General features: G+C 41.1%; 19 protein-coding genes, 1 tRNA gene and 1 other RNA gene. 19 read left to right on the forward strand and 2 right to left on the reverse strand.

The features are described from left to right. From ACH8E3_RS05405 to ACH8E3_RS05435, 7 genes are all read left to right on the forward strand, one after another. Positions 1–1,495: methyl-accepting chemotaxis protein (locus ACH8E3_RS05405; protein WP_458631598.1), on the forward strand; the 1,495-nt coding region annotated here is incomplete at its 5' end. Between the two features lie 256 nt (positions 1,496–1,751). Further along, on the forward strand, positions 1,752–2,507 hold the full coding sequence (locus tag ACH8E3_RS05410; protein WP_458631599.1) for an SIMPL domain-containing protein: 756 nt from the start codon (positions 1,752–1,754) through the stop codon (positions 2,505–2,507). A gap of 358 nt (positions 2,508–2,865) precedes the next feature. Then, complete coding sequence (locus tag ACH8E3_RS05415; protein WP_458631600.1) at positions 2,866–3,840, forward strand: ABC transporter ATP-binding protein; 975 nt, start codon at positions 2,866–2,868, stop codon at positions 3,838–3,840. 2 nt (positions 3,841–3,842) lie between these two features. Continuing rightward, positions 3,843–4,694 (forward strand): ABC transporter permease, encoded by an 852-nt coding sequence (locus ACH8E3_RS05420; RefSeq protein WP_458631601.1) that lies wholly within the window; start codon positions 3,843–3,845, stop codon positions 4,692–4,694. Beyond that, positions 4,691–5,497 carry an ABC transporter permease gene (locus tag ACH8E3_RS05425; RefSeq protein ID WP_458631602.1) on the forward strand — a complete coding sequence of 269 codons (807 nt, stop codon included), beginning with the start codon at positions 4,691–4,693 and terminating at the stop codon, positions 5,495–5,497. The genes ACH8E3_RS05420 and ACH8E3_RS05425 overlap by 4 nt, the downstream gene beginning before the upstream one ends. A gap of 93 nt (positions 5,498–5,590) precedes the next feature. Beyond that, positions 5,591–6,613 carry a polyamine ABC transporter substrate-binding protein gene (locus tag ACH8E3_RS05430; RefSeq protein WP_458631729.1) on the forward strand — a complete coding sequence of 341 codons (1,023 nt, stop codon included), beginning with the start codon at positions 5,591–5,593 and terminating at the stop codon, positions 6,611–6,613. Positions 6,614–6,835: 222 nt separating this feature from the next. Next, positions 6,836–7,957: a PdaC/SigV domain-containing protein gene (locus ACH8E3_RS05435; protein WP_458631603.1), complete on the forward strand. Its 1,122-nt coding sequence runs from the start codon at positions 6,836–6,838 to the stop codon at positions 7,955–7,957. 79 nt (positions 7,958–8,036) lie between these two features. Here ACH8E3_RS05435 and clpP read toward each other — a convergent pair whose 3' ends face one another. Both clpP and ACH8E3_RS05445 read right to left on the reverse strand, forming a co-directional pair. Further along, a complete protein-coding gene (gene clpP, locus ACH8E3_RS05440; protein WP_458631604.1) occupies positions 8,037–8,627 on the reverse strand; it encodes an ATP-dependent Clp endopeptidase proteolytic subunit ClpP in 591 nt (196 codons plus the stop codon). Positions 8,628–8,813: 186 nt separating this feature from the next. Continuing rightward, positions 8,814–8,888 (reverse strand) — tRNA-Arg (locus ACH8E3_RS05445). Between the two features lie 269 nt (positions 8,889–9,157). Here ACH8E3_RS05445 and ACH8E3_RS05450 point away from each other — a divergent pair. From ACH8E3_RS05450 to ACH8E3_RS05505, 12 genes are all read left to right on the forward strand, one after another. After that, the gene (locus ACH8E3_RS05450) at positions 9,158–10,207 is read left to right on the forward strand and encodes a sugar-binding transcriptional regulator (protein ID WP_458631605.1); all 1,050 of its coding nucleotides are present in this window, start codon (positions 9,158–9,160) and stop codon (positions 10,205–10,207) included. A gap of 102 nt (positions 10,208–10,309) precedes the next feature. Then, a complete protein-coding gene (gene gap / locus ACH8E3_RS05455) occupies positions 10,310–11,320 on the forward strand; it encodes a type I glyceraldehyde-3-phosphate dehydrogenase (RefSeq protein WP_458631606.1) in 1,011 nt (336 codons plus the stop codon). A gap of 131 nt (positions 11,321–11,451) precedes the next feature. Next, positions 11,452–12,633, forward strand: coding sequence for a phosphoglycerate kinase (locus tag ACH8E3_RS05460; RefSeq protein ID WP_458631607.1), 1,182 nt, complete (start codon positions 11,452–11,454; stop codon positions 12,631–12,633). Positions 12,634–12,689: 56 nt separating this feature from the next. Further along, entirely contained in the window at positions 12,690–13,442 is a 753-nt protein-coding gene (gene tpiA, locus ACH8E3_RS05465) for a triose-phosphate isomerase (RefSeq protein WP_458631608.1), read from the forward strand. A gap of 1 nt (position 13,443) precedes the next feature. Beyond that, positions 13,444–14,988, forward strand: coding sequence for a 2,3-bisphosphoglycerate-independent phosphoglycerate mutase (gene gpmI, locus ACH8E3_RS05470; RefSeq protein ID WP_458631609.1), 1,545 nt, complete (start codon positions 13,444–13,446; stop codon positions 14,986–14,988). Positions 14,989–15,037: 49 nt separating this feature from the next. Beyond that, the gene (eno, locus tag ACH8E3_RS05475) at positions 15,038–16,324 is read left to right on the forward strand and encodes a phosphopyruvate hydratase (protein WP_458631610.1); all 1,287 of its coding nucleotides are present in this window, start codon (positions 15,038–15,040) and stop codon (positions 16,322–16,324) included. A 186-nt stretch (positions 16,325–16,510) separates the two neighbouring features. Beyond that, the gene (secG, locus tag ACH8E3_RS05480; RefSeq protein ID WP_458631611.1) at positions 16,511–16,744 is read left to right on the forward strand and encodes a preprotein translocase subunit SecG; all 234 of its coding nucleotides are present in this window, start codon (positions 16,511–16,513) and stop codon (positions 16,742–16,744) included. Between the two features lie 233 nt (positions 16,745–16,977). Beyond that, positions 16,978–19,764: a ribonuclease R gene (gene rnr / locus ACH8E3_RS05485; protein WP_458631612.1), complete on the forward strand. Its 2,787-nt coding sequence runs from the start codon at positions 16,978–16,980 to the stop codon at positions 19,762–19,764. A 148-nt stretch (positions 19,765–19,912) separates the two neighbouring features. Then, positions 19,913–20,395: an SsrA-binding protein SmpB gene (gene smpB, locus ACH8E3_RS05490; RefSeq protein WP_458631613.1), complete on the forward strand. Its 483-nt coding sequence runs from the start codon at positions 19,913–19,915 to the stop codon at positions 20,393–20,395. A gap of 203 nt (positions 20,396–20,598) precedes the next feature. After that, positions 20,599–20,963, forward strand: a transfer-messenger RNA (tmRNA) gene (ssrA, locus tag ACH8E3_RS05495). A gap of 288 nt (positions 20,964–21,251) precedes the next feature. Next, the gene (locus tag ACH8E3_RS05500) at positions 21,252–22,847 is read left to right on the forward strand and encodes a restriction endonuclease (RefSeq protein ID WP_458631614.1); all 1,596 of its coding nucleotides are present in this window, start codon (positions 21,252–21,254) and stop codon (positions 22,845–22,847) included. Positions 22,848–23,264: 417 nt separating this feature from the next. Then, positions 23,265–23,999: a helix-turn-helix domain-containing protein gene (locus tag ACH8E3_RS05505; protein ID WP_458631615.1), complete on the forward strand. Its 735-nt coding sequence runs from the start codon at positions 23,265–23,267 to the stop codon at positions 23,997–23,999. The last annotated feature ends 20 nt before the right edge of the window (positions 24,000–24,019 follow it).

The raw sequence follows: 24,019 nt of genomic DNA on the forward strand, positions 1-24,019 counted from the left end.
GCCAACTTTTACAAGAGAGGTATATTTTCATTTACACAAACTTCTTGACGCTCCCGATCGCGACGTGATTGGACGTAATATTATTCTTATTATAGCCATTGCTATTTCTACCGTATTAGGCTTAGCGAAGTGGTCGACTTCGGATGTCGTATCCATTGGAAACCTATGCATTCTAATTAATATCATGTCGGTGACATTGATGACAATGCTTCATTTTAAAGGGAAATATATTCATCAGATATCTTACGTGGGAATCATAGGAATGTTATTGACGGTTAGCATTGACATTATTAATAACCCAACGATGACGGGGATTACGACGGTATATTATCTTGTTGTATTATCTTTAATTACAATGAAAGTGCTACTTACGCACCTGACGTTGTTAGTAGGATTAGGACTAACGTGTTACCTAGCTCTTGGCAATGTGGAGCAGATCCAGACCGGAGATGTGAGTGCAGGTATCATTGGTAGTTATGTCATTGTGTATATTGTAGTTATGCTATTGTTACGTGTATCCAAATCATTGATGTTAAATATAGAGACTGCGCGTAAGCAATCGGAAGAGTTACTTGATGAACAACGTGTACAAAAGGAACAAATATTAGAGAATATCGCTGTCATAACAAGACATATGGTCAATATTACACAGTCCATGGAGGATAATACCTCCTCATTCCAACAAATGAACGTCGCCTTTCATGAAATAACAAGTGGTGCTGTCGCTCAGGTCGATACAACCCTATCTATTAATGATTCTGTTCAAAAAATGGGTGGGATGATCCAAGAAATGACCAATTCCACAGAGACATTACTTACTCAGACCAATGAGACAAATTATCTGTCAGAGGAAGGTAAAGAAAAGGTAGAGACGTTAAGTACTGAAATTATTGAGTTTAAAGATGAGATCGATGCAATGGCCGCGGATATTCAAGAGCTTACGTTGCGTGTCAATGAGACCTCACAATTTAGCCAGACCATACGAGAAATTGCTAATCAGACCAACCTACTCTCCCTAAATGCTAGTATTGAAGCTGCCCGGGCTGGTGAGTATGGTAGAGGTTTTGCGGTTGTCGCTATGGAGATACGTAAATTATCAGAGCTTACTTCAGGTTCTGCGGAGAAAATTACGTCACAACTAGATGGATTTGCTGAGCAGACAAATGAGACACTTCAAAGAATGAACTCGGTAGCGCAGCGGATGGAAGTAAGTAGCAACCTCACTCGAGATACGGCAGTGTCTTTTGAATCGATTAAATCCTCTATAGGTGGACTGTTACAAGTATCAGAGGAGTACCGAAATATGATGCAAGAAGTAACTCATTTCTCTGCAACAGTAGGAGATTCTACGAATCACCTAGCTGCTGTTAATGAAGAGACTTCTGCCACACTACAAGAGTTAGCAGCAACATTACAATCTTTACTTGAGAGTAATCGCTTAAGTATGGATAGTATGAAAGAAGCGGAAGATAATCTCAAAAGGATCGCTGAATAAAAAAAGTGTGAATAATTACAAAAAAATGATCTGATGTGTGCAACATTTACCAACGACTTACGTCTAGAATGTAAATGAAGGAAAGCGCGTGCATAGGATAGCAATCAACCCTTCATAAAGTTCAACAATCTATGCTTACGGAGCTAATTCACTTCGTAAAGCTCAGACTATGCTTACGAAGTAAGCTTTACTTCGTAAAGCTCAGACTATGCTTACGAAGTAGCTTTACTTCGTAAAGCTTTTAGGGGGAACCGAAATGATGAAATGGGTAAAGAGAACGGGTCTGGTATTGGTAGCAGGTGCATTTATTGTGGGCGTATCTAGCATTGGTAATACGCTAGCGAACCCATCTGAGGTCTCGGCGGCGGAGGTGCAACGTAATATCATTAATGTAGTTGGCAAAGGGGAAATATCAGTAACACCGGATATCGCATATTTATCCATTGGGGTTACATCGCAAGTGGATACGGCTCAGGCTGCACAGAAGGCGAATGCCACAAAGATGAAGAAGCTAAATGATGTACTGAAGAACACATGGAAGATTGCTGATAAAGATATTAAGAGCACCCAATTTAATGTTCAACCTAATTACGTCTATACGGAAAAAGAAGGACAAAAGGTTAAGGGTTATAATGCAAGTCACACGATCGAAGTAACCTATCGAGATCTTACAAAAGTAGGAGAGTTGCTAGATGCTGCTTCTACTGCGGGTGCGAATAATGTGGAGAATATTCGTTTCTCCATCGAGAACCGTGACCAATTCGAGACACAAGTGATCGATAAAGCTATGGCTAATGCAACGCTAAAGGCTGGTGCCATTGCGAAGGCTGCTAATCGTCAGTTAGGCGTAGTGCTTGTCGTCAGTCAAGGGAATGTCGATAATCCAGTCGTGTACGCTCAGAATGAGTCTTTGATGGCGAAGGCAGATATGGATTCAAATAATTCAACAACGATTGAAGCTGGAGAAATCAAAGTGTCTACGCAACTTAGTGTGCAATATGAGATGAAGTAACAGCCGCAATGAGTAATGTATGTTCGGTAAAGTCGCCATTCACGGGCATGCAAATGTCGATGAATGGCGACTTTTATAATTCAAATGGAGCCTGGGCAAGGAATCATCACTAAATCGTGACGGTTAAGAGTTGAAATTATAGTATTTTATATAAAGTGGTTGTACCTTAGAGTAAAACACGTTATATTGAATATGCTAAATTGGTCCAGAATAAATAACTCGTTACTTCTTATATCACTAAATGAATAGTTCGAATATAAATAAGCCATACATATGATATGGCTTATTAGAAGTGTTAGAGGATATGTATTTGAAATGGTAGTATTCTAATCGTTGAGAAAAGGGGCTGGTGTTTATTATGATTGAACTTATTGATATAGAGAAGGAATTCGAAGGACAAGCCGTAGTGCATCCATTATCTCTGAACATACAAGAGGGAGAGTTCCTGACTCTACTTGGTCCTAGTGGGTGTGGAAAGACAACGATATTACGAATGATTGCTGGATTCGTACAACCTTCTAAAGGTGAAATTATTCTTGCAGGTAAGAATGTAACGGATGATCCCCCGAACGCCAGAGACCTCAATTTGGTGTTTCAACATTATGCATTATTTCCGCATATGACAGTTGAAGAGAATATCGCCTTTGGACTGAAGATGAAGAAGGTACCCAAAGATGAGCAGAAGGAGAGAATTGCGGAGGCTGTTCATATGACACAGCTAACGGCTCTAACTGCAAGATACCCTCATCAACTGTCCGGAGGTCAACAACAACGGGTAGCTATCGCTAGAGCTATCGTCAACAAGCCCAAAGTACTGCTTCTTGATGAACCACTAGGTGCGCTTGATTTACAGTTGCGCAAAAATCTACAAACAGAGTTAAAGCATCTGCAACGGACGTTGGGCATTACCTTTGTATACGTTACACATGACCAAGAAGAGGCCATGATGATGTCGGACCGGATTGTGATTATGAATAATGGACGGATAGAGCAGATTGGTTCACCTAAAGAAGTGTATGATTCGCCAAGAACGCTCTTCGCAGCGACCTTTATCGGTGAGAATAATATTTTCACATCATCTGAAGGTTTATTTGCTGTGAGACCTGAGAAACTGAGACCACATCGCAACTTAAATACGGCAATGAAGACGGGTGTTATTAAGGACGTTCTGTATATGGGCAATGTACATAAGCTTATCGTTGAACTTCATCAAGAGGATACATTGACACCGATGAGCGTAACCATTGCGCTAGATTTATCAGATGAGGAATCGTGGCAAGTGGATCAGCAGATTGGGGTGAATTGGAACCCTAAAGATGAGGTGGTGATCTAGCCATGAATAAATCGAAGTGGTTCCTTACGCCCGTATTGATGTGGTTAGGTATATTTCTAGTCGTACCCATGCTCATCGTTATAGCCATGTCATTCATGCAACGAGATACACTTGGTAACGTTGTTTATCGCTTTAGTTGGGAAGGGTATAAGACTTTTTGGGATTCGCTCTACTTGGGAATATACTGGGATACGATTGTATTATCTGCTTTGACGGCATTGATATGTCTGCTTGTTAGCTATCCGCTAGCTTATCATATAGCAAATAGCTCACCACGAATGCAGAACTGGGGACTGATCCTGATCACAATACCGTTCTGGATTAACTTTCTTATTCGTACCTACGCTTGGGTACTACTTCTTCGTACACAAGGTGTCGTGAATAGTGTCTTGATGCATTGGGGATGGATTGATGAACCACTGCAAATGCTGTATACCAAGGGTGCTGTATTGCTTGGTATGGTATACAACTTCATTCCTTTTATGGTCCTTCCGTTATATGTGGCGATCGAACAGATTGATAGACGTTTGCTTGATGCTGCAAGTGACCTAGGGGCTAGTCGTTGGAACGCATTCTGGCATATTACATTACCTCAAAGTAAAACAGGAATCATGACAGGTTCTGTACTTGTATTTGTGTCTACAGCGGGAATGTTTGTTGTGACGGATATATTAGGTGGATCCAAATCATCGATGATTAGTAACATTATTCAGTCGCAATTCCTTGGGGCGCGTAATTGGCCATTTGGTTCGGCCCTCTCGGTCATCTTTGTCCTAACGTCCCTTGTATTAATCCTATTGTTTAATACGGTGATGAAGTCGCGTAGCGATGTTGTGAAGGAGAGAGACGTATGAACAAGAAAGGGCATCGCCTCTTAGGTATTCATTCTACGATAATGATGATCTTCATATATGTTCCCATCCTTCTAGTGATCGTATATTCATTCAATAATACGAAACTTAGTGGGGATTGGAAGGGATTTACCTTGGATTGGTATCTCTCACTTTTTAAGGATCGCCATGTCATGGAAGCACTGATCAACAGTCTTATGATTGCTTTGGTATCTACAATTCTATCTACAATACTAGGAACGTTTGCCGCTTTGTCCTTGCGTGATCTAGGTAAACGATGGAAGGCACCTGTAAACGGTTTGCTATACATGCCGATCATCATTCCGGACATTATTATGGGATTATCGCTTTTGGTGTTATTCAGCCAACTTCAGATACCACTAGGGAAGTCGACGGTTATGATTGCTCACATTACATTTAGTGTGTCGTATGTATATGTCATGGTAAGTGCAAGATTTGCAGGAATGGGTAGACAATTGGAGGAGGCGGCTCATGACTTAGGTGCGACGTACTGGGAGACATTCCGTTATGTGACCATGCCGCAGATCACGCCAGGTGTCATCTCAGGGGCATTGATTGCATTTACATTATCTCTAGATGACTTTATGATAAGTTTCTTTGTGGCTGGACCAAGCTCAACGACGTTACCCATTTACATCTATGGGCAAGTGAAACGAGGCATCTCACCAGAGATTAATGCACTCTGTACGCTACTTATTGTGGTTAGCATCGCTTTGATATTGTTAGCCCAATACGTCATGAACCGTGGCAAAGGGCAAAAGAAGCATAAAATGCTACCTTTTTAATTAAGTGAAGTATGAATAAGACAGGTCTGCGAAATACAACTAACGAGCTAAGTGAAAGAGAGGAGATATGTTACTGTGAAAAGAACTGGATTGATGAGCCTGCTTATAGCGGGTGTTATGGTATTGTCTTTATTGAGTGGATGTTCTTCTAAGGAGAAGTTGCATATTTACAGTTGGGCAGATAACTTTGATGAGTCTGTATTATCTGATTTCGAGAAAGAGTTCAATGTAAGTATCACGTATGATATTTATGCGAATAACGAAGATCTTTTAGCGAAAATAAAAGCTGGTGGTGGTGGGTATGACCTCATACAGCCATCAGATTATATGGTCGAGACGATGATTAAGAATAAATTGCTCGAACCATTGGATAAGAACAATATTCCTAATATCGATAACATTGCGGATACGTTCAAGAATCCCACATACGATCCTGGTAATCAATATTCCATTGTCTATACTTCCGGTGTAACTGGAATTGCATATAATACAAAGTATATTAAAGATTCTATCGATAGTTGGGAAGATCTGTGGAATCCGAGTTACAAGGGTAAGGTATTGCTCTTAGATGATAACCGTGAAATGATCGGGATGGCACTTAAGAAGCAAGGATTCTCTAACAGTTCAACGGATGCAACGCAGATTAAATCAGCTGTAGATGATCTGAAGAACTTGTTACCAAGTGTGCTGGCATTCGATACGGATACAATCAAACAAAAGATGATCCAAGAAGAGGGTTGGATTAGCACCGTATGGTCTGGAGATGCAGCGTTTATTGTGAACGATAATCCGGATATCGCTTATGTTGTGCCTAAGGAAGGTGCGACAATCTTCTCGGACAACTATGCTATACCACTAGGCGCGAAGAACAAGACGCTTGCTGAGAAATTTATAAATTATATGCTTGATCCACAAGTGAGTGCGAAGAACTATGAAACGATTGGTTATAGTGATCCTAATGCCAAAGCGATGGAATTCCATTCCGAGACGTATCGTAATAATACGATGATCAATCTGTCCGAAGATGAACTCAATCGTACGGAATGGCTGAGTGATGTCAGTGATACGCTACAAGTGTATGATCGATATTGGACTGAGCTGAAGAGCGGTCGATAATCATGTTCTGAATACGGTGATATGTAGAAATGAAAGCAAGAGGCAGTTCAGTGCTAAGTACTTAGCGCCGAGCTGCCTTTTTGCTGTATTGATTATCAAATGGAGATAAAGGTTATCATGAAAAAATATGATGTAACACTGTTACGCAGTTGTCATCCAAATGTTACCTAGGTGTTACCAAGGAAATTCGTGATGTCGGTATAATATGGATGTAGGTTGAATATGAGCGACGATTACGAATCATTTGGAGGGAACAGTGAAATGAATACAGCGATGAGATGGGGCGCTGCAGCATTGGTTGCAGGAGTTCTACTGACGAGTGGTCAATATACGGGACAAGCAAGTGTTGTTGAAGCTAGTAATATTAAAGATGCGGTGAAACAACCCACTGTGATTCTGAAATGGAAAGGCACCACACTCACTCAAAAGGGTGTGATCTATAACGGTAATACACTTATTCCTGTAACAGTACTAAGAGATGTCATGGGATTACCGTTACATTATAATGCGGGTACTAGAACATATAGCGTAGGCAGTGGATATAGACAATTAAATATGGATATCTCGCAGTATGGTGCAAACACTAATATCAATAATTTTTATGTAAATGAATATGAAGTGAAGAATATCGAAGGAAGATTATATGTCCCATTTCGATTAATAAGTGATTATCTAGGATACCAAGGTGTATGGAATTCTTCACTTAAATCCTTGAATATCACACCTAGAGTTGAAGAGGACACATCCATTACTACGAAGAAACAAGATGCAAACACGAATGATGCTTCCATTATTGCTCGATATCCACTGATCAGTCGTCTTAAAGATCCTAAGGTGGAAAAATCGATCAATTCAACATTGGAGAAGCTTACAAATGAATTTGTAGAAGCATCGAACAAACAGATAGCTACGAGAGATAACGCTGTTGAGCGAACGTATCAATTCCTTCAGAATTATATCGTGTCTTATCATGAGAACGGGTTATTGAGTCTGGTCATTGATCAATATAGTTACACAGGTGGAGCGCATGGCGGTACAGTTCGCATAGGATTAACGTTCTCACTTGAGGATGGAAAGGTAAGATCATTGGATGAGTTACTCGTAGGGAAGAGCCCAGATTATAAAGTGAAGCTAAATAAGGTGATTCTTGAAGGATTTCAAAAAAATGACTTCTATTTCGGAGAGTTCAAGGGATTGACGAATGATGTCAATTATTATCTGAAGCCGGATGGGGTTGCTGTATTCTTTCAGCAATATGAATACACGGCGTATGCGTCAGGTATTCCAACATTCGTGATTCCATATCACACACTACTATCTGAAGGTATGAAGATGTTTAAATAACATAACGGATCATGAAGAAGCGGCCACTCCAGGTTGAACTGGGGTAGCCGCTTCTTCATTCATATATCATGTTCCGTGCTTACGTCGTTAATGGACGTTCTAGAACCTTATCAATCAGACCGTACGTTAGAGCATCACTTGCGCTCATGAAGTAATCACGATCGGTATCTTTCTCAATGCGCTCTAGTGGCTGTCCGCTACGCTCGGCTAGAATACGATTCAATTTATCGCGTAACTTAAGGATACGACGGGCACGAATCTCGATATCCGTTGCTTGCCCTTGCGCCCCACCTAGTGGTTGATGGATCATAATCTCACTATTAGGTAATGCGTAACGTTTGCCAATTGTACCTGCAGTCAATAAAAATGCACCCATAGAGGCTGCCATACCTACACAGATAGTGGATACATCTGGTTTAATGTATTGCATCGTATCAAATATCGCCATTCCGGCTGTGATTGATCCGCCAGGGCTGTTTACATATAATGAAATATCCTTCTCTGGATCTTCTGCAGCTAGAAATAACATTTGTGCAATAATGGAATTAGCAACCATGTCATTCACTTCAGAACCTAAGAAAATGATGCGATCCTTCAATAATCTGGAATAGATGTCATACGAACGTTCGCCGCGGCTACTTTGCTCAACGACCATAGGAATATAACCCATTTGTAAAAGCCTCCCTTATACTAGCTAAATTAGATGTTCATTATAAATACGATTGCCGTATTTACCACTTCATAAACATTTTAAATCATAAAGTCAGGGAAAGTCAAACTATTGGCAAAAAAAATAGCCATGATTGGCCTCATTCTGTGTTGGGTAATACTATATTGATGCTACTATAGAAATATATGGCGCGCCCGCGAGGAATTGAACCTCGATCTCAGGCTTCGGAGGCCTACGTCATATCCATTTGACCACGGGCGCATAAGCAATAGCAAAAATGATTATATGATATATCAATGGGAATAGCAAGGATTGCTTAGAATCTAACCTATGATAAGTAGTCTATTTCAAATCATCCATGAATTGACTCGTCTAAGGACAAGCCTTTATGTATAGGAAATGAGCGTGATGTAAATTATACTCAATGGACACTTGCAACATGAGTAAATATTGGTTAGAATGGTAGTGGGACTTAAAAAGTTAACCCGGGACATTTTAAGACCATTGAGAATGTAGCAGAGGTGGACAGCATGCGTAATTTATTAGAAATACAAAAGCAGCTTCTGCCTGATCTCATGGAGACTCTCAAGTTAAGGTACACTATTCTTCACCGAATTTTATTGTTTGATATCGTCGGTCGCAGAACGCTAGCCGCGTCACTTCATATGACGGAACGTGTCTTGCGATCCGAAACGGATCTTTTGAAGTCACAAGGGCTTATTGAGATCGAGACCATGGGTATGAAGATAAGTGATTCAGGTAGAACACTACTTAATTCACTTGAGCCTATCGTTAAGAATCTGTTTGGACTGAGCGACTTGGAAGATAAGATCCGTCTAGCGTATGGGTTGCGCAAAGTAGTGATTGTACCTGGTGATTGCGAGTCGTCACTGGTCGCGAAGAGAGAACTAGGGCGTGCAGGAGCGAAGGCTCTATTGAGCGTCATGGGTAATGAAGACATCATCGCAGTAACGGGTGGTTCTACACTTGCAGTTGTTGCTGACCAATTAACACAACATCCCGCTGTGAACTTGAAGGGAACCTGGTTCGTGCCCGCACGAGGAGGCTTAGGTGAGAGCGTTGAGTTCCAAGCGAACACGATAGCGTCCACAATGGCCAAAAAAGTAGGAGCGCAATACCGGCTTTTGCATATACCAGATCTACTTAGTGATGATGCTTATCAATCGCTTGTTCAAGACGTTACGATTCAGGAAATTGTTCAGATAATCAGACAGTCTAGAATTATAGTGCATGGTATTGGTGATGCCCTTGAAATGACACGTCGTAGAAGATTGGATCTTGATACAATAGAAGGCATCCAAGATGAAGGTGCGATTGCTGAATCTTTTGGCTATTACTTCAATAAAGAAGGCGCTATGGTTCACAAGATGATGACCTTGGGTCTTCGACTGGAAGATATTATGAATACTGAAATTGTCATCGGAATTGCTGGTGGGAAGACTAAAGCTAGTGCCATACATGCTGTCCTACGGTTTGGTCAGGAAGATATTCTGGTCACGGATGAAGCAGCTGCCTTGCAGATTGAGAAGGAGATGGATGAACATCTTTTTGCTGAATGATAAGGGAAATTGGCATATAAGGAAATTTTACTATATTGTTGTCATGAGAGGTTAATAGCCTTTCTTGAATAAATAAAATGAAACTCTGGGAGGAACTATTCAATGACTGTAAAAGTTGGTATTAATGGATTTGGACGTATTGGTCGCCTTGCATTTCGCCGTATTCAAGCTGTGGAAGGAATCGAAGTAGTTGCTATTAATGACTTAACGGATGCTAAAATGTTAGCTCATCTATTGAAATATGATACAACACAAGGACGTTTTGACGGAGACGTTGAAGTACATGACGGATTCTTCAAAGTAAACGGTAAAGAAGTTAAAGTTCTAGCTAACCGTAACCCTGAAGAATTGCCATGGGGCGATCTTGGAGTTGATATCGTTCTAGAATGTACTGGATTCTTCGTGTCTCAAGAAGCAGCTGAGAAGCACTTGAAGGGCGGCGCTAAGAAGGTCGTTATCTCTGCTCCAGCAACAGGCGATGTGAAGACAATCGTATACAACGTTAACCATGAAATTTTGGATGGTACGGAGACAGTTATCTCTGGTGCTTCATGTACAACAAACTGCCTTGCACCAATGGCTAAGACATTACAAGATCAGTTCGGTATTGTAACTGGTTTGATGACTACGATCCATGCTTACACAGGTGACCAGAACACATTGGATGCTCCACACGCTAAAGGAGATTTCCGTCGTGCTCGTGCTGCTGCTGAGAACATTATCCCTAACACAACGGGTGCTGCTAAAGCAATCGGCCTAGTTATTCCTGAACTTAAAGGTAAATTGGATGGTGCAGCTCAACGTGTTCCAGTTGCAACTGGTTCATTAACTGAATTGATTACTGTTCTTGATAAAAAGGTAACTGTGGATGAAGTTAACGCAGCTATGAAAGCAGCTTCTGATGCTGATTCTTATGGATACACAGAAGACGAAATCGTTTCTTCTGACATTAAAGGTATGACTTTCGGATCTTTGTTTGATGCTACTCAAACAAAAGTAATGACAGTTGGCGACCAACAATTAGTTAAGACCGTTGCTTGGTATGACAATGAAATGTCATACACAGCTCAACTTATCCGTACGTTGGAGTATTTCGCTAAATTGAGTAAGTAATCATTAACAAGGCTCATTAACATCTAAAGAGCGGAAACGAGATTTAATGTTTCCGCTCTTTCTAAAATTATATAAGTGATATTCCATAGAAACCAAACTTTTAAAATCTATAGGTGTGGGGGAACGTACTGATGAATAAGAAGAGTGTCCGCGATGTAGAAATAAATGGGTTGCGTGTATTTGTTCGTGTTGATTTCAATGTACCGATGGAAGATGGAAAGATTACTGATGATACCCGTATTCGTGAAACGCTACCAACGATTAAATATTTGGTAGAAGGTGGAGCTAAGGTTATCCTAGCGAGTCATATGGGACGTCCTAATGGTGAAGTAGTCGAGAAATTGCGTCTGACACCTGCTGCAGAGCGTCTGTCTGAGTTGCTTGGTAAGAAAGTAATTAAAGCCAATGAGTCTGTTGGAGAGACCGTTAAATCTCAGATTGCTGATATGTCTAATGGGGATGTATTGCTACTTGAGAACGTAAGATTCTACCCAGGCGAAGAGAAGAACGATGCAGAGCTTGCTAAGCAATTTGCAGAACTTGCAGACTTATTTGTAAATGATGCTTTTGGTGCAGCACATCGTGCCCATGCATCGACGGAAGGTATCGCTCATTATCTACCAGCTGTTTCCGGACTTCTGATGGAAAAGGAATTGTCCGTGTTGGGTAAGGCGTTCTCCACACCTGAGCGTCCTTTTACTGCGATCATCGGAGGATCTAAGGTAAAGGATAAAATCGACGTGATCAATAACTTGCTTAATCTTGCAGATAACGTGCTTATCGGTGGTGGACTAGCGTACACGTTCTTTAAAGCGCAAGGTCATGAGATTGGGCTATCTTTATGCGATAATGACAAGCTTGATACGGCACTAGAGTTTATTGAGAAAGCTAAAAAACTAGGCAAGAACTTCGTACTTCCTGTTGATATTGTGATCGCAGATGATTTCAGTGCGGATGCAAATATTGATACGGTAGATGTAGATGGTATTCCTGTAGGTTGGGAAGGTGTAGATATCGGTCCTAAGACGCGTGCAATCTATGCTGATATCATTAAAAACTCTAAATTGGTTGTATGGAATGGACCTATGGGTGTATTCGAAATGGAACCATTTGCTGGGGGTACACTTGAAGTTGCACAAGCTTGTGCGGACACGGATGCCTATACCATTATCGGTGGTGGAGATTCTGCTGCTGCAGCTGAGAAATTCCAACTTGCTGATCAAATGAACCATATCTCAACGGGTGGCGGAGCTTCACTTGAGTTCATGGAAGGTAAGAAACTTCCAGGTGTTGAGGCATTGAACGATAAATAATTCCATGTCATTCGGCTATTAGCAGATGTACAAGGGAATAATAAGGAGTGAATTGTATGAGAACACCTATTATCGCAGGTAACTGGAAGATGTTCAAAACTGTTCCAGAAGCTACGGCGTTTATTGAAGAAATCAAAGGCAAAGCAGAAGTAGCGGGTGTGGAAAGCGTGATCTGCGCGCCGTTTACTAACCTTCCAGCATTGATGGAGGCAGTCAAAGGCACTTCAATTAAAATTGGAGCACAGAACCTACATTTTGAAGATGATGGAGCTTACACTGGTGAAATCAGTGGTGTAATGTTGAAAGATCTAGGCGTTCATTATGTCATTATTGGACACTCAGAGCGTCGTGCTTATTTCGCAGAGACAGAGGATATTGTCAACAAGAAGGTATTTGCTGCTTTCAAACATGGCATTACTCCAATCGTATGTGTCGGTGAGAAGTTGGAAGAACGCGAAGCAGATCAGACCAAACAAGTATGTAAAGTGCAAACAGAAGGTGCATTGAAAGGCTTAACTGCGGAGCAAGCAGCGCAAGTCGTTATTGCATATGAACCAATCTGGGCTATTGGAACAGGTAAATCTTCAACAGCACAAGATGCGAATGAAGTAATCTCATATATCCGTGAACTTGTGAAAGGGTTATATGGAGAGAGCGTATCCAATGCTGTACGTATTCAATATGGCGGTAGCGTAAAACCTGAGAATGTTGTTGAATACATGGGCCAAAGTGATATTGATGGTGCATTAGTCGGTGGTGCAAGCTTACAACCTACTTCTTATGTTCAACTTGTTCAGGGGGCGAAGTAACATGCCAGCACCAAGACCAGTAGCCTTAATTATTATGGATGGATTCGGATTGCGTAATACAGCAGAAGGCAATGCTGTTGCGCAAGCCAAGAAGCCGAACTATGACCGTTTGATGAGTCAATATCCGAATTCCACACTGATCGCTTGTGGTGAAGAAGTTGGATTGCCTCCAGGACAAATGGGCAACTCGGAGGTTGGTCATCTTAATATTGGTGCAGGCCGTGTTGTCTATCAGAACCTGACCCGCATATCTAAATCGATTCGTGAAGGGGAATTCTTCACTAATCCTACAATGCTCGAGGCAGTTCGTCATGCTAAGGACAATAATACGAAATTACATTTGTACGGACTTCTATCGGATGGAGGCGTGCACAGCCATATTGAGCACGTGTTCGCCATGCTAGAATTAGCCAAAAGAGAAGGATTGGATGATGTCTATATCCATGCATTCCTAGATGGCCGCGATGTTGCTCCAGATTCCGGCATACTATTCATTGCACAATTGAATGCTAAGATTGCAGAACTGGGAATAGGAACTATTGCAACAGTACAAGGACGTTATTATGCGATGGACCGTGATAAACGCTGGGAACGTGTTGAGAAATCATATCGTGCTATCGTGTATGGTGAGGGACCTAAATACACGAATGCCCTTCAAGCTGTAGCGGAATCGTATGAGAAGTCACTCTTCGATGAATTCGTTGAACCAACCGTTATGGTGGATGAACAGGGTGAACCTTTGTGTACGTTGAAGAGTAACGACTCGGTTGTATTCTTGAACTTCCGTCCAGACCGTGCGATTCAATTGTCTCAAGTGTTCACTAACTTGGATTTCCGGAGTTTCGATCGTGGACCGTTGTTCCCTCAGAATCTTCACTTCGTATGTATGACGCTGTTCGCTGAGACTGTCGGAGGCTTCGTTGCATACGAACCAAGAGACTTGGATAATACACTTGGAGAAGTGCTCGTACAGAACAACAAGAAGCAACTTCGTATTGCGGAGACGGAGAAATACCCTCACGTTACCTTCTTTTTCAGTGGTGGACGTGATGTGGAACTGCCTGGCGAGACCCGTATTCTAATTAACTCACCAAAAGTAGCTACGTATGACTTACAACCGGAAATGAGTGCGTACGAAGTAGCTGACGCTTGTGTGAAAGAAATAGAAGCGGAGAATCACGATGCCATTATTCTCAATTTCGCTAACCCTGATATGGTAGGACACTCTGGAATGCTTGAGCCAACGATTAAGGCAGTTGAAGTGACTGACGAATGTATGGGTAGAGTTGTAGATGCTGTCATTGCTAAAGGCGGGGTAGCTATCATTATTGCTGATCACGGAAATGCTGACATGGTATTTGATGAGCTAGGCCGTCCATTTACTGCACATACAACGAATCCAGTTCCGTTTATATTGACGGCTTCTGATGTTATATTGCGTGATGGTGGTATACTGGCAGATGTGGCGCCAACGATTCTAGACCTAATGCAATTGCCACAACCTGCTGAAATGACTGGACAATCTATGATTGCTAGACGTAAGTAATTTATACATGGATTCACACAAAATAGGTACAATAAAAGGAGAAAATAACATGACTATTATTACAGATGTATACGCACGCGAAGTCCTTGACTCACGCGGTAACCCAACAGTTGAGGTTGAAGTTTACTTAGAATCAGGCGCTCTAGGCCGTGCGATCGTACCTTCTGGTGCATCCACAGGTGCTCACGAAGCAGTTGAACTACGTGACGGTGACAAATCACGTTACTTAGGTAAAGGTGTATTACAAGCAGTGAAGAACGTGAATGAAGTGATTTCCCCAGAAGTGATCGGAATGGACGCTTTGGATCAATTGGGAATCGATCAATTGATGATCAAGCTAGACGGAACACCTAACAAAGCTAAATTGGGTGCAAATGCTATTCTAGCTGTATCTATGGCTGTAGCACGTGCTGCTGCTGAAGCGCTAGATGTACCATTGTATGTATACCTTGGTGGATTCAATGCGAAGCAATTGCCAGTACCAATGATGAACATTGTAAACGGTGGAGAGCATGCTGATAACAACGTTGACGTTCAAGAGTTCATGGTATTGCCAGTAGGAGCTCCTACATTTAAAGAAGCGCTTCGTACAGGTGCTGAAATCTTCCATAGTCTAAAAGCTGTTCTACAATCAAAGGGCTTGAATACGGCTGTAGGTGATGAAGGTGGATTCGCACCTAACTTCACTTCTAACGAAGAAGCTTTGTCAACAATTATCGAAGCTATTGAAAAAGCTGGTTACAAACCAGGTGTTGATGTATTCCTAGGAATGGACGTAGCTTCTACTGAGTTCTATAAAGATGGTAAGTATCATCTTGCTGGTGAGAACAAATCCTTCACTTCAGAAGAATTCGTTGACCTACTTGTATCATGGGCTGATAAATATCCAATCATTACAATTGAAGATGGATGTTCTGAAGATGACTGGGAAGGTTGGAAAATGCTTAGTGAGAAATTGGGTAACAGAATCCAATTGGTTGGAGATGACTTGTTCGTAACGAACACAGAGCGTCTTGGAAGAGGTATTGAAGAAGGTATTGGTAACTCTATCTTGATCAAAGTTAACCAAATCGGTACGTTAACAGAAACATTTGACGCGATTGAAATGGCTAAGCGTGCTGGTTACACAGCTGTTATCTCTCACCGTTCTGGTGAATCAGAAGACAGCACAATCGCTGATATCGCTGTTGCAACAAATGCGGGTCAGATTAAGACAGGTGCTCCTTCTCGTACAGACCGTATTGCTAAATACAATCAATTGCTTCGCATTGAAGATCAATTGGGCGATTTAGCACAATACAGTGGTATGAAATCTTTCTACAACTTGAAGAAATAATATCATATAGAGATAAGGCCAGCTTGGGCTTACCCAAGCTGGCTTTTCTGTTCATAAGATGTGACATAACAATCTTGTCAAATATAGGTTACATGTGCTACAATAAGAATGCTGTTTTCTGTATGTAGATATGGGAATTGAATTGGAATATATAAGAGTGTTTAACACGCTTAGGAGGTGGAATGAATGGAAATCTTTTTACAAGTATTACTAGCTGTTTTCTCCATTGGTTTGATTGCGGTGGTTCTTTTGCAAAAGGGGAAAAGTGCAGGTCTTTCCGGCGCCATCTCCGGCGGAGCAGAACATCTTTTTGGTAAAACGAAAGCTCGCGGAATGGACCTAGTTCTTGAACGTGTAACGATTGCCATGGCTATTGGATTCTTTATACTGGCTATCGCTGTAGCTGTCGCTATTAAATAACTATATTATTTACGAAACCCTCGCTCTTACATACTCTATGTGGAGAGAGGGTTTTTTGATGTTAATTTGCTGTAAGACATGTATTTTTGAATGATTCAAGGGATGTTTAGGATTGAATTCGTGTATACTAGGGTATGAGTATATTGAGGCAGAAATAGTAAATAAATAATACGAAGCAAAGGATACATAAGAAGCTTGCAGTCGCAAAGTGCAAGTCATCTGAGGTGATTATAATGATAACAGAAGAAGAAATTCTTAATTTCATGCGGGAGACCGCATATAAACCTATGACTTATCAAGAATTGGAAGAGCACTTTCATATCGATAAAGCGGAAGATTTCAAAATGTTCGTGAAATTGCTAACTTCTCTTGAAAATGAGGGGAAAGTACTATTAACACGCACGAACCGTTACGGCGTACCTGAGCGCATGGATCTGATCCGTGGAAGATTACAGGCACATGCCAAAGGCTTTGCCTTTCTCATTCCTGATGACCGGGATCATGTAGATGTATATATTAACGCCAATGACCTCAAAGGGGCTATGAATGGCGATATTGTTCTTATACGAGTCACTTCGAAGAGTGCCGCTGGAGGTAAGCTTGAAGGTGAAGTCGTGCGTATTGTTAAACGCGCCGTGACACAAGTTGTAGGTGTGTTCCAGACCAATGGTTCTTACGCCTTCGTATTACCTGATGATAAGCGAATTAATCGCGATATTTTCATACCAAAGGATGCATTTAATGGTGCTGTGGACGGGGAGAAAGTAGTCGTAAAGATTGTGAATTATCCTGAAGGGCGCTCAGCTGCAGAAGGTGAAGTGGCGGAAGTGTTAGGAGCTAAGGATGATCCCGGCGTAGATATTATATCTATTATCCGTAAACATCAGCTGCCAGAAGCATTCACCGATGAAGTGATGGCAGAGGCAGAGAATGCACCAGATGCCATTACCGAACAAGAGATTATGGAGCAAGGTCGTAGAGATCTACGTAATAAGACGATTGTAACCATTGATGGCGAAGATGCAAAAGACTTAGATGACGCAGTTCATGTTGAACTTTTACCCAATGGCAATTATCTGTTAGGTGTTCATATTGCTGATGTAGGCTACTATGTGCGCGAAGGATCTGAATTGGATAAAGAAGCATATGCTCGTGGATGTAGTGTGTATTTAGTGGATCGTGTGATTCCTATGCTACCTCCTCGTCTATCCAATGGGATATGTAGTCTTAACCCACAAGTGGACAGGCTAACCCTGTCATGCGAAATGGAATTTAATGAAGACATGAAAGTTGTGAATCATGATATTTTTACGAGCGTGATTCGTACGACTGAACGTATGACATATACGAATGTACGTAAGATTGTTGAAGATGAAGATCCAGAAGTCATGGCACAATACAGTGAGCTAGTTCCACATTTCCGTCTAATGAAGCAGCTTGCTCTACAGTTGCGTGATAACCGGATGCGTAGAGGAGCAGTGGATTTCGACTTCGTCGAGTCTAAAGTGATTGTGAATGAGAATGGTAAAGCCATCGATATCGTCAAAAGAGAACGGTCCATTGCAGAGCAAATGATCGAAGAGTTCATGCTTGCTGCGAATGAAGCGGTAGCCGAGCATTTCTATTGGTTGAAGGTTCCCTTCATCTATCGTATTCATGAGAACCCAGACCAAGAGAAGCTACAGAACTTCTTAGCTTTTGCAGAGAACTTCGGATACCATGTCAAAGGTCGTGGGAATGCCATTCATCCGCGCGCACTTCAAGGACTTCTTACCGACATTCAGGGTACGAAGGAGCAGACGGTAATCAGTACGATGATGCTACGCTCGATGAAGCAAGCTAAATACGCTGCGGAGACATCAGGCCATTTCGGATTAGCAGCAGACTATTATTCTCATTTCACTTCGCCTATTCGTCGATATCCTGACCTTGCTATACACCGCGTCATTCGTGAAGTGATTGCGAATAAGGGTGTATTGTCAAAGAAACGTGAGGAATATTTAGCCGTTCGTATGCCAGATGTAGCTCAACAGTCTTCCGAACGTGAGCGTGTTGCTGTGGACGCGGAGAGAGATACAGATGACCTCAAGAAAGCTGAATATATGTTGGACAAAGTCGGCGAAGAATTCGATGGCATGATTAGTAGTGTAACGAACTTCGGGATGTTCATTGAACTGGAGAATTCGGTTGAAGGACTGATTCGTCTCAGCGCGTTGACAGATGACTACTACCATTTCAATGAACAAGCGATGTCGTTAATCGGTGAACGTAGCTCCAAGATATTCCGTATTGGAGATGAGTTGAAGATACGTGTTGCACGTGTGAACATGGATGACCATACGATTGACTTCGAATTAATGGATATGAAGAAGCGTAATGAAGATGGGCGTGATAGACGTGGGGGTCGACCTGCAGGCTCGAGCGGTGGAATGAACAAAGATTCTGGACGCGGAAGTAAAGTGGGAACACGTAACGGTAAAGCTGCTGGTGGTAAGGGTAAAGCGACAGGCGGAAGTAAAGTATTTGGATCAAACAGCGGAGGCGTGAAAGTGCCTGGTGCAAGTAGCGGAGGTAAGAAGAAATCAATGAATAACAGTACTAGTAATGGAACGGTTGATAACAAAGCACCTATAACCACAAGTATCGAAGGTAAGAAGCCCGAGAGCAAAGCTCCTCAAGATAAAGCTAAAAAAGGTGGATTTAAGGGTAAAGGAAACAAAGAAGGTGGTCGTAAGCGGGATCGTGGAGCAGGAGCGCCTGCTGGACGTTATGATGCGTTACAATCCACACGTGGACCAGGCTTCGCCTTTGGCTCAGGTAAGGGTGGCTATGGAAGTTCAGCACCGAGTGAGTCATCAACGCCAGCAACGCAAGCTAGTCCGGCAACAGGTAGTAAACAACGTAAACCTAAAGGTGGAGGCGGTATCTTTATGAGTAAAGATGCGACACCAGGTAAACCGTCGACTAAACGGCAAGAGCCAGAAGTTCGCAACGAGGGAAATGACTCTGTATCTGAGTGAATCTAGATAGGGTGTTATAGCCTGAATGGGCTTGTCTCATCTTGATTTTGGAAGATACAGTTGATACAATAGATTTCTGGCACCCTTGTTGATACACTGGGGATGTTGCCAGAGATCTATTGATTCTAATGGTTTAAGGGGTGAGGACATGGGTAAGAATAATAGTGACGGGAAAGTCTTGGCCCAGAACAAGAAAGCCCCCCATGATTATTTCATAGAAGAAACGTATGAAGCCGGTATGGTCTTAACCGGTACAGAAATTAAATCACTACGCAATGGCAGAAGTAATATTGGAGATGCGTTCGCGACGATTCGTAACGGCGAGATTCAGATTCATAACATGCATATTAGCCCGTTCGAACAAGGGAACCGTAGCAATCCAATAGATCCAACTAGAACACGTAAGCTGCTCATGCATAAGATGCAAATCAAGAAGTTGATTGGCCTATCGAAGCAAGAGGGGTACACGATTGTTCCACTGAAGATCTATATTCGTAATGGTTATGCCAAGCTTCTCCTAGGTCTAGGTAGAGGTAAGAAACAATACGACAAGCGTGAGACAGCAGCTAAGCGGGATGCACAACGAGACATTCAACGTGTGTTGCGTGAAAAGCAGAAGATCGCAAGATAAGTACCAATTGGCAAACCTAACCTTGGTTTCCTAGAAGTTAGTATCATAGATGGATTCATTTGTGATATACTAAGTTATACGAGGTCTTTAGACTTTGTGAAGAGTTACCTTCTAGTGATCCTTTTTCGTGGAGGAAAAGGATACCTTATAGAGCATCATGTCTTGACTACTCAAGACTCTATCCTAGAAGCCCTTTATATTAAGGGGGCGTTTATGGATTCGACGGGGATAGTTTGAGCATGGGTAGCGGGTAGTGGGGACGCGTCCGCTTTATCAACGCTAAAGCCTATTAAATGGCAAAACACAAAACAACTACGCATTAGCAGCTTAATAACCTGTTAGCGTGCTCCTACCTAGCATCGTCCATGTGACTAGATTAGGGGCTAACAAATAGTGGAATACGCTGTCTCATCTCCGCCTGGGGTGAGCTGAAGAAGATAATCAGGCTGACCCAACGTATAGCCGGTTACAGGGCGATACTCGGGTGACATCAAATCTGTGACTACACCCGTAGAATCTTATGTGTCGATATTTTCGGACAGGGGTTCGACTCCCCTCGCCTCCATACTTTATAACAGAAGAGACACCCCTCAAGGTGTCTCTTCTGTTATAAAGTTTTAGTTATATAGATAAGACCAATTTTTTATTCTTAAGATAATTCTCAAGGGGACAGATGAGCATTGGCCTTCTCTGCTAAGTTGAGACTGCATACTGTACAATAATTCATGGTAAAATATGAGTTGTATAAGTATAATATTGGATAAAATGAAGTTGTAGTAAATATTCACATCGAATAATGTTCAGAAATAAGTTTTATGTACTGTAAAATTCTAAAATTGTAAATGGAGTGATCGAATTGGCAAGAAGAAGTGGATTTAATGGGCTAATGGCTTCAATTGCAAGAGAAAATGCAAGACAAGCCAGGCTACGTGAATCTGAGAGGAAGCGAAATGAAAGAGAATCGATTAAGGCAGCTAAAGATTACCAAAGAGGATTAATTCAAGCTGAGAAGGAAGCAAAGATATACTATATTGAAAGCAGAATGGAAGAAACAGATGATTTAAATATTGAACTTATCGAACGTATGGGTGAGTTAAAATGTATACTGGAACATACCTTGAAAATAGATGATTGTATTTCATTTTCGTCATTAAGAATTTCTGAGAAGTTTAAAGAATTCAATGCTAAAGAAATTACGATCCCCTTAGCCAAACCCCAATTAGTGGATTATACTAGTAGAATACAGCAACCTAGTTTTTTCTCAAAGTTAATTCCTGGTTCAGAAAAAAAACACCAAAATGCTTTGATTAGTGCTAAACAACAATATGAATTGGACTTTGCACAATATGAACTCAAAGAAAACAAAAGAGTAAGTTATTTAGATCAATTAAAGGCTGAATATGATGAAGAAAAATCTAGATATGAACTGAAAATAAAAGAACGAAATCTAGAAGTCGATCAATTTGAGGAAGACTATCAGAATGCGGAGAGCGAAGCTGTAATTGCTTATAATACTATGGTGCTGGAACGTTCTGAATATCCGGATGAATTTCCCCAAATATTTCGATTAGCATATTTGCCTGATTCTAAAGAATTAGTTATTGATTATGAACTTCCAAATAAGGAGGTTATACCTGCAGTAGCGGAATATAAGTACATAAAAACAAAAGATGAGATAAATGAAAAGGCTAGGAAAATTCCAGAAATAAAAGAAATATATGCGGATATTGTGGCAGGATTAACTTTGCGAACTATTCATGAGGTGTTTGAAGCAGATCAAGGTAAGGTAATACAATTAGTAGTGTTTAGTGGTTATGTGAATTCAGTGGATCCGGCTACTGGTAAAGATATTACTCCATACCTTATATCTACTCGTGTTACTAAAGAAAGGTTCGAGGAACTTGATCTAAGTCGCGTGGAAAAATCAGTGTGTTTACGAAATTTAGGGGCTCAAGTGTCACCTCGACCGGCAGAGCTACAAGCTGTTAAACCTGTAGTTGAATTTAATATGGTGGATAAGCGTTTTGTAGATCATGAAGATATGCTAGGATCACTAAATGGTATACCAAATTTAATGGATTTAAATCCATATGAATTTGAGCAGTTAGTTACTGACCTTTTTTCAAGAATGGGATTGGATGCTAAATTGACTCGCTCTTCAAAAGATGGCGGAGTTGATTGTGTAGCTTTTGATACAAGACCAATTGTTGGAGGTAAAGTAGTTATCCAGGCTAAACGTTACAAAAATACAGTAGGTGTTTCAGCAGTTAGGGATTTATATGGAACAATGTTGAACGAGGGGGCAAATAAGGGGATTTTGGTCACTACTAAAAGTTATGGCCCAGATGCTTATGAATTCTCGAAGGATAAGCCAATTGAACTTATTGATGGTGGAGGATTACTCTATTTGTTGGAGCAGAATGGAATTAAAGCACGTATATTATTTGAATAAGTTTTGATGAAATTATATCGAATGCATTAAATCTGTGACTACACCTGTAGAAGCTTATGTGCCAATATTTTCGGACAGAGGTTCGACTCCCCTCGCCTCCATATGACAAATCCGCAAAAACGAAAAGGAGCTTTGCCACTGAAGTACGGTGGCAGGCTCCTTTTGTGCTACATGGTCTAGCTACCGAGACGAATTAGTTCTTTCTTGTCCGTAGCGGCGGCGAATGGTACAATTTCCTATCAGTTCGGCGGCTTTGCAATCACGATTGGTGCTGAGTTCTTTTGCTTAATAGCTATATGCAATCTCTAAATAGCTACTCTTGGCTCTGGAAATCTGATAAAAAATGTAATCTTGACTAAATTGTATTACTTCGATACGATTATTGTATTGAAGTAATACAATTTAGGGGGTAGTATTGTGAAGGAACATTTAGCCTTGTTCAAGGATACACATTGTTTCAATAAAGCACAGGTTCAATTAGCTTTTAAGAATTATATGGAAATAAATGTACTAGATCCTGAAGAACATTATCCAGAGCCCTACAGAAGCAAATTGATTGATTTGTGTGAAAGATTCCAAAATGCACTTGATAATTGTAGTTTGCCACAATTAACTGATGATTGGTGGTTTTATGATTATGAGAGGATAAATGATGGAATAGACCTTAGACTTTATTTCTGTGAAGAGTTTGATATAGATGAGAATGGCATGGAATCTATGATTTTCACAGAGGGATTTACTCTTTTAAGTGTAAAATGTGATTATGTTAATGTCGAACAGTTTGCTACAATTAATAATGTGACGGAAATAACGGTTCGTCAGTGGATTCGCCGTGGGAAATTACGGACAGCCAAAAAAGTGGGTAGAGATTGGCTTATTCCATCAATTGCAGTAAAACCAGTAAGGGGATTCAGTCCTGCATCTTATTATTGGGATCAGCTTCCAATGGTATTATCAGATTCTTTTCCGTTTCTTATAGGATATAAATGTATATATATCTTTCAGAATGAACAAGTAAAACAGCAATTTGATTGTATCTTAGGCTATCCGGGTCAAAATGATCGAATGAAAACTACCTTAACAACCACGGAACGTGAAAAGTTAGAGTTAGCACTTATTAGTAGTAGCGTTATTCGAGTCGAAGAGTATTAATGCGATCTAAAGCTATAAGA

The organism is Paenibacillus sp. CMAA1364, from assembly GCF_054373195.1.

Bases quoted from the DNA above. Each gene is read 5' to 3' on its own strand.
- ACH8E3_RS05410 (WP_458631599.1), top strand. From the start codon at position 1,752: ATGATGAAATGGGTAAAGAGAACGGGTCTGGTATTGGTAGCAGGTGCA.
- ACH8E3_RS05415 (WP_458631600.1), top strand. From the start codon at position 2,866: ATGATTGAACTTATTGATATAGAGAAGGAATTCGAAGGACAAGCCGTA.
- ACH8E3_RS05420 (WP_458631601.1), top strand. From the start codon at position 3,843: ATGAATAAATCGAAGTGGTTCCTTACGCCCGTATTGATGTGGTTAGGT.
- ACH8E3_RS05425 (WP_458631602.1), top strand. From the start codon at position 4,691: ATGAACAAGAAAGGGCATCGCCTCTTAGGTATTCATTCTACGATAATG.
- ACH8E3_RS05430 (WP_458631729.1), top strand. From the start codon at position 5,591: ATGAGCCTGCTTATAGCGGGTGTTATGGTATTGTCTTTATTGAGTGGA.
- ACH8E3_RS05435 (WP_458631603.1), top strand. From the start codon at position 6,836: ATGAGCGACGATTACGAATCATTTGGAGGGAACAGTGAAATGAATACA.
- clpP (WP_458631604.1), bottom strand. From the start codon at position 8,627: ATGGGTTATATTCCTATGGTCGTTGAGCAAAGTAGCCGCGGCGAACGT.
- ACH8E3_RS05450 (WP_458631605.1), top strand. From the start codon at position 9,158: ATGCGTAATTTATTAGAAATACAAAAGCAGCTTCTGCCTGATCTCATG.
- gap (WP_458631606.1), top strand. From the start codon at position 10,310: ATGACTGTAAAAGTTGGTATTAATGGATTTGGACGTATTGGTCGCCTT.
- ACH8E3_RS05460 (WP_458631607.1), top strand. From the start codon at position 11,452: ATGAATAAGAAGAGTGTCCGCGATGTAGAAATAAATGGGTTGCGTGTA.
- tpiA (WP_458631608.1), top strand. From the start codon at position 12,690: ATGAGAACACCTATTATCGCAGGTAACTGGAAGATGTTCAAAACTGTT.
- gpmI (WP_458631609.1), top strand. From the start codon at position 13,444: ATGCCAGCACCAAGACCAGTAGCCTTAATTATTATGGATGGATTCGGA.
- eno (WP_458631610.1), top strand. From the start codon at position 15,038: ATGACTATTATTACAGATGTATACGCACGCGAAGTCCTTGACTCACGC.
- secG (WP_458631611.1), top strand. From the start codon at position 16,511: ATGGAAATCTTTTTACAAGTATTACTAGCTGTTTTCTCCATTGGTTTG.
- rnr (WP_458631612.1), top strand. From the start codon at position 16,978: ATGATAACAGAAGAAGAAATTCTTAATTTCATGCGGGAGACCGCATAT.
- smpB (WP_458631613.1), top strand. From the start codon at position 19,913: ATGGGTAAGAATAATAGTGACGGGAAAGTCTTGGCCCAGAACAAGAAA.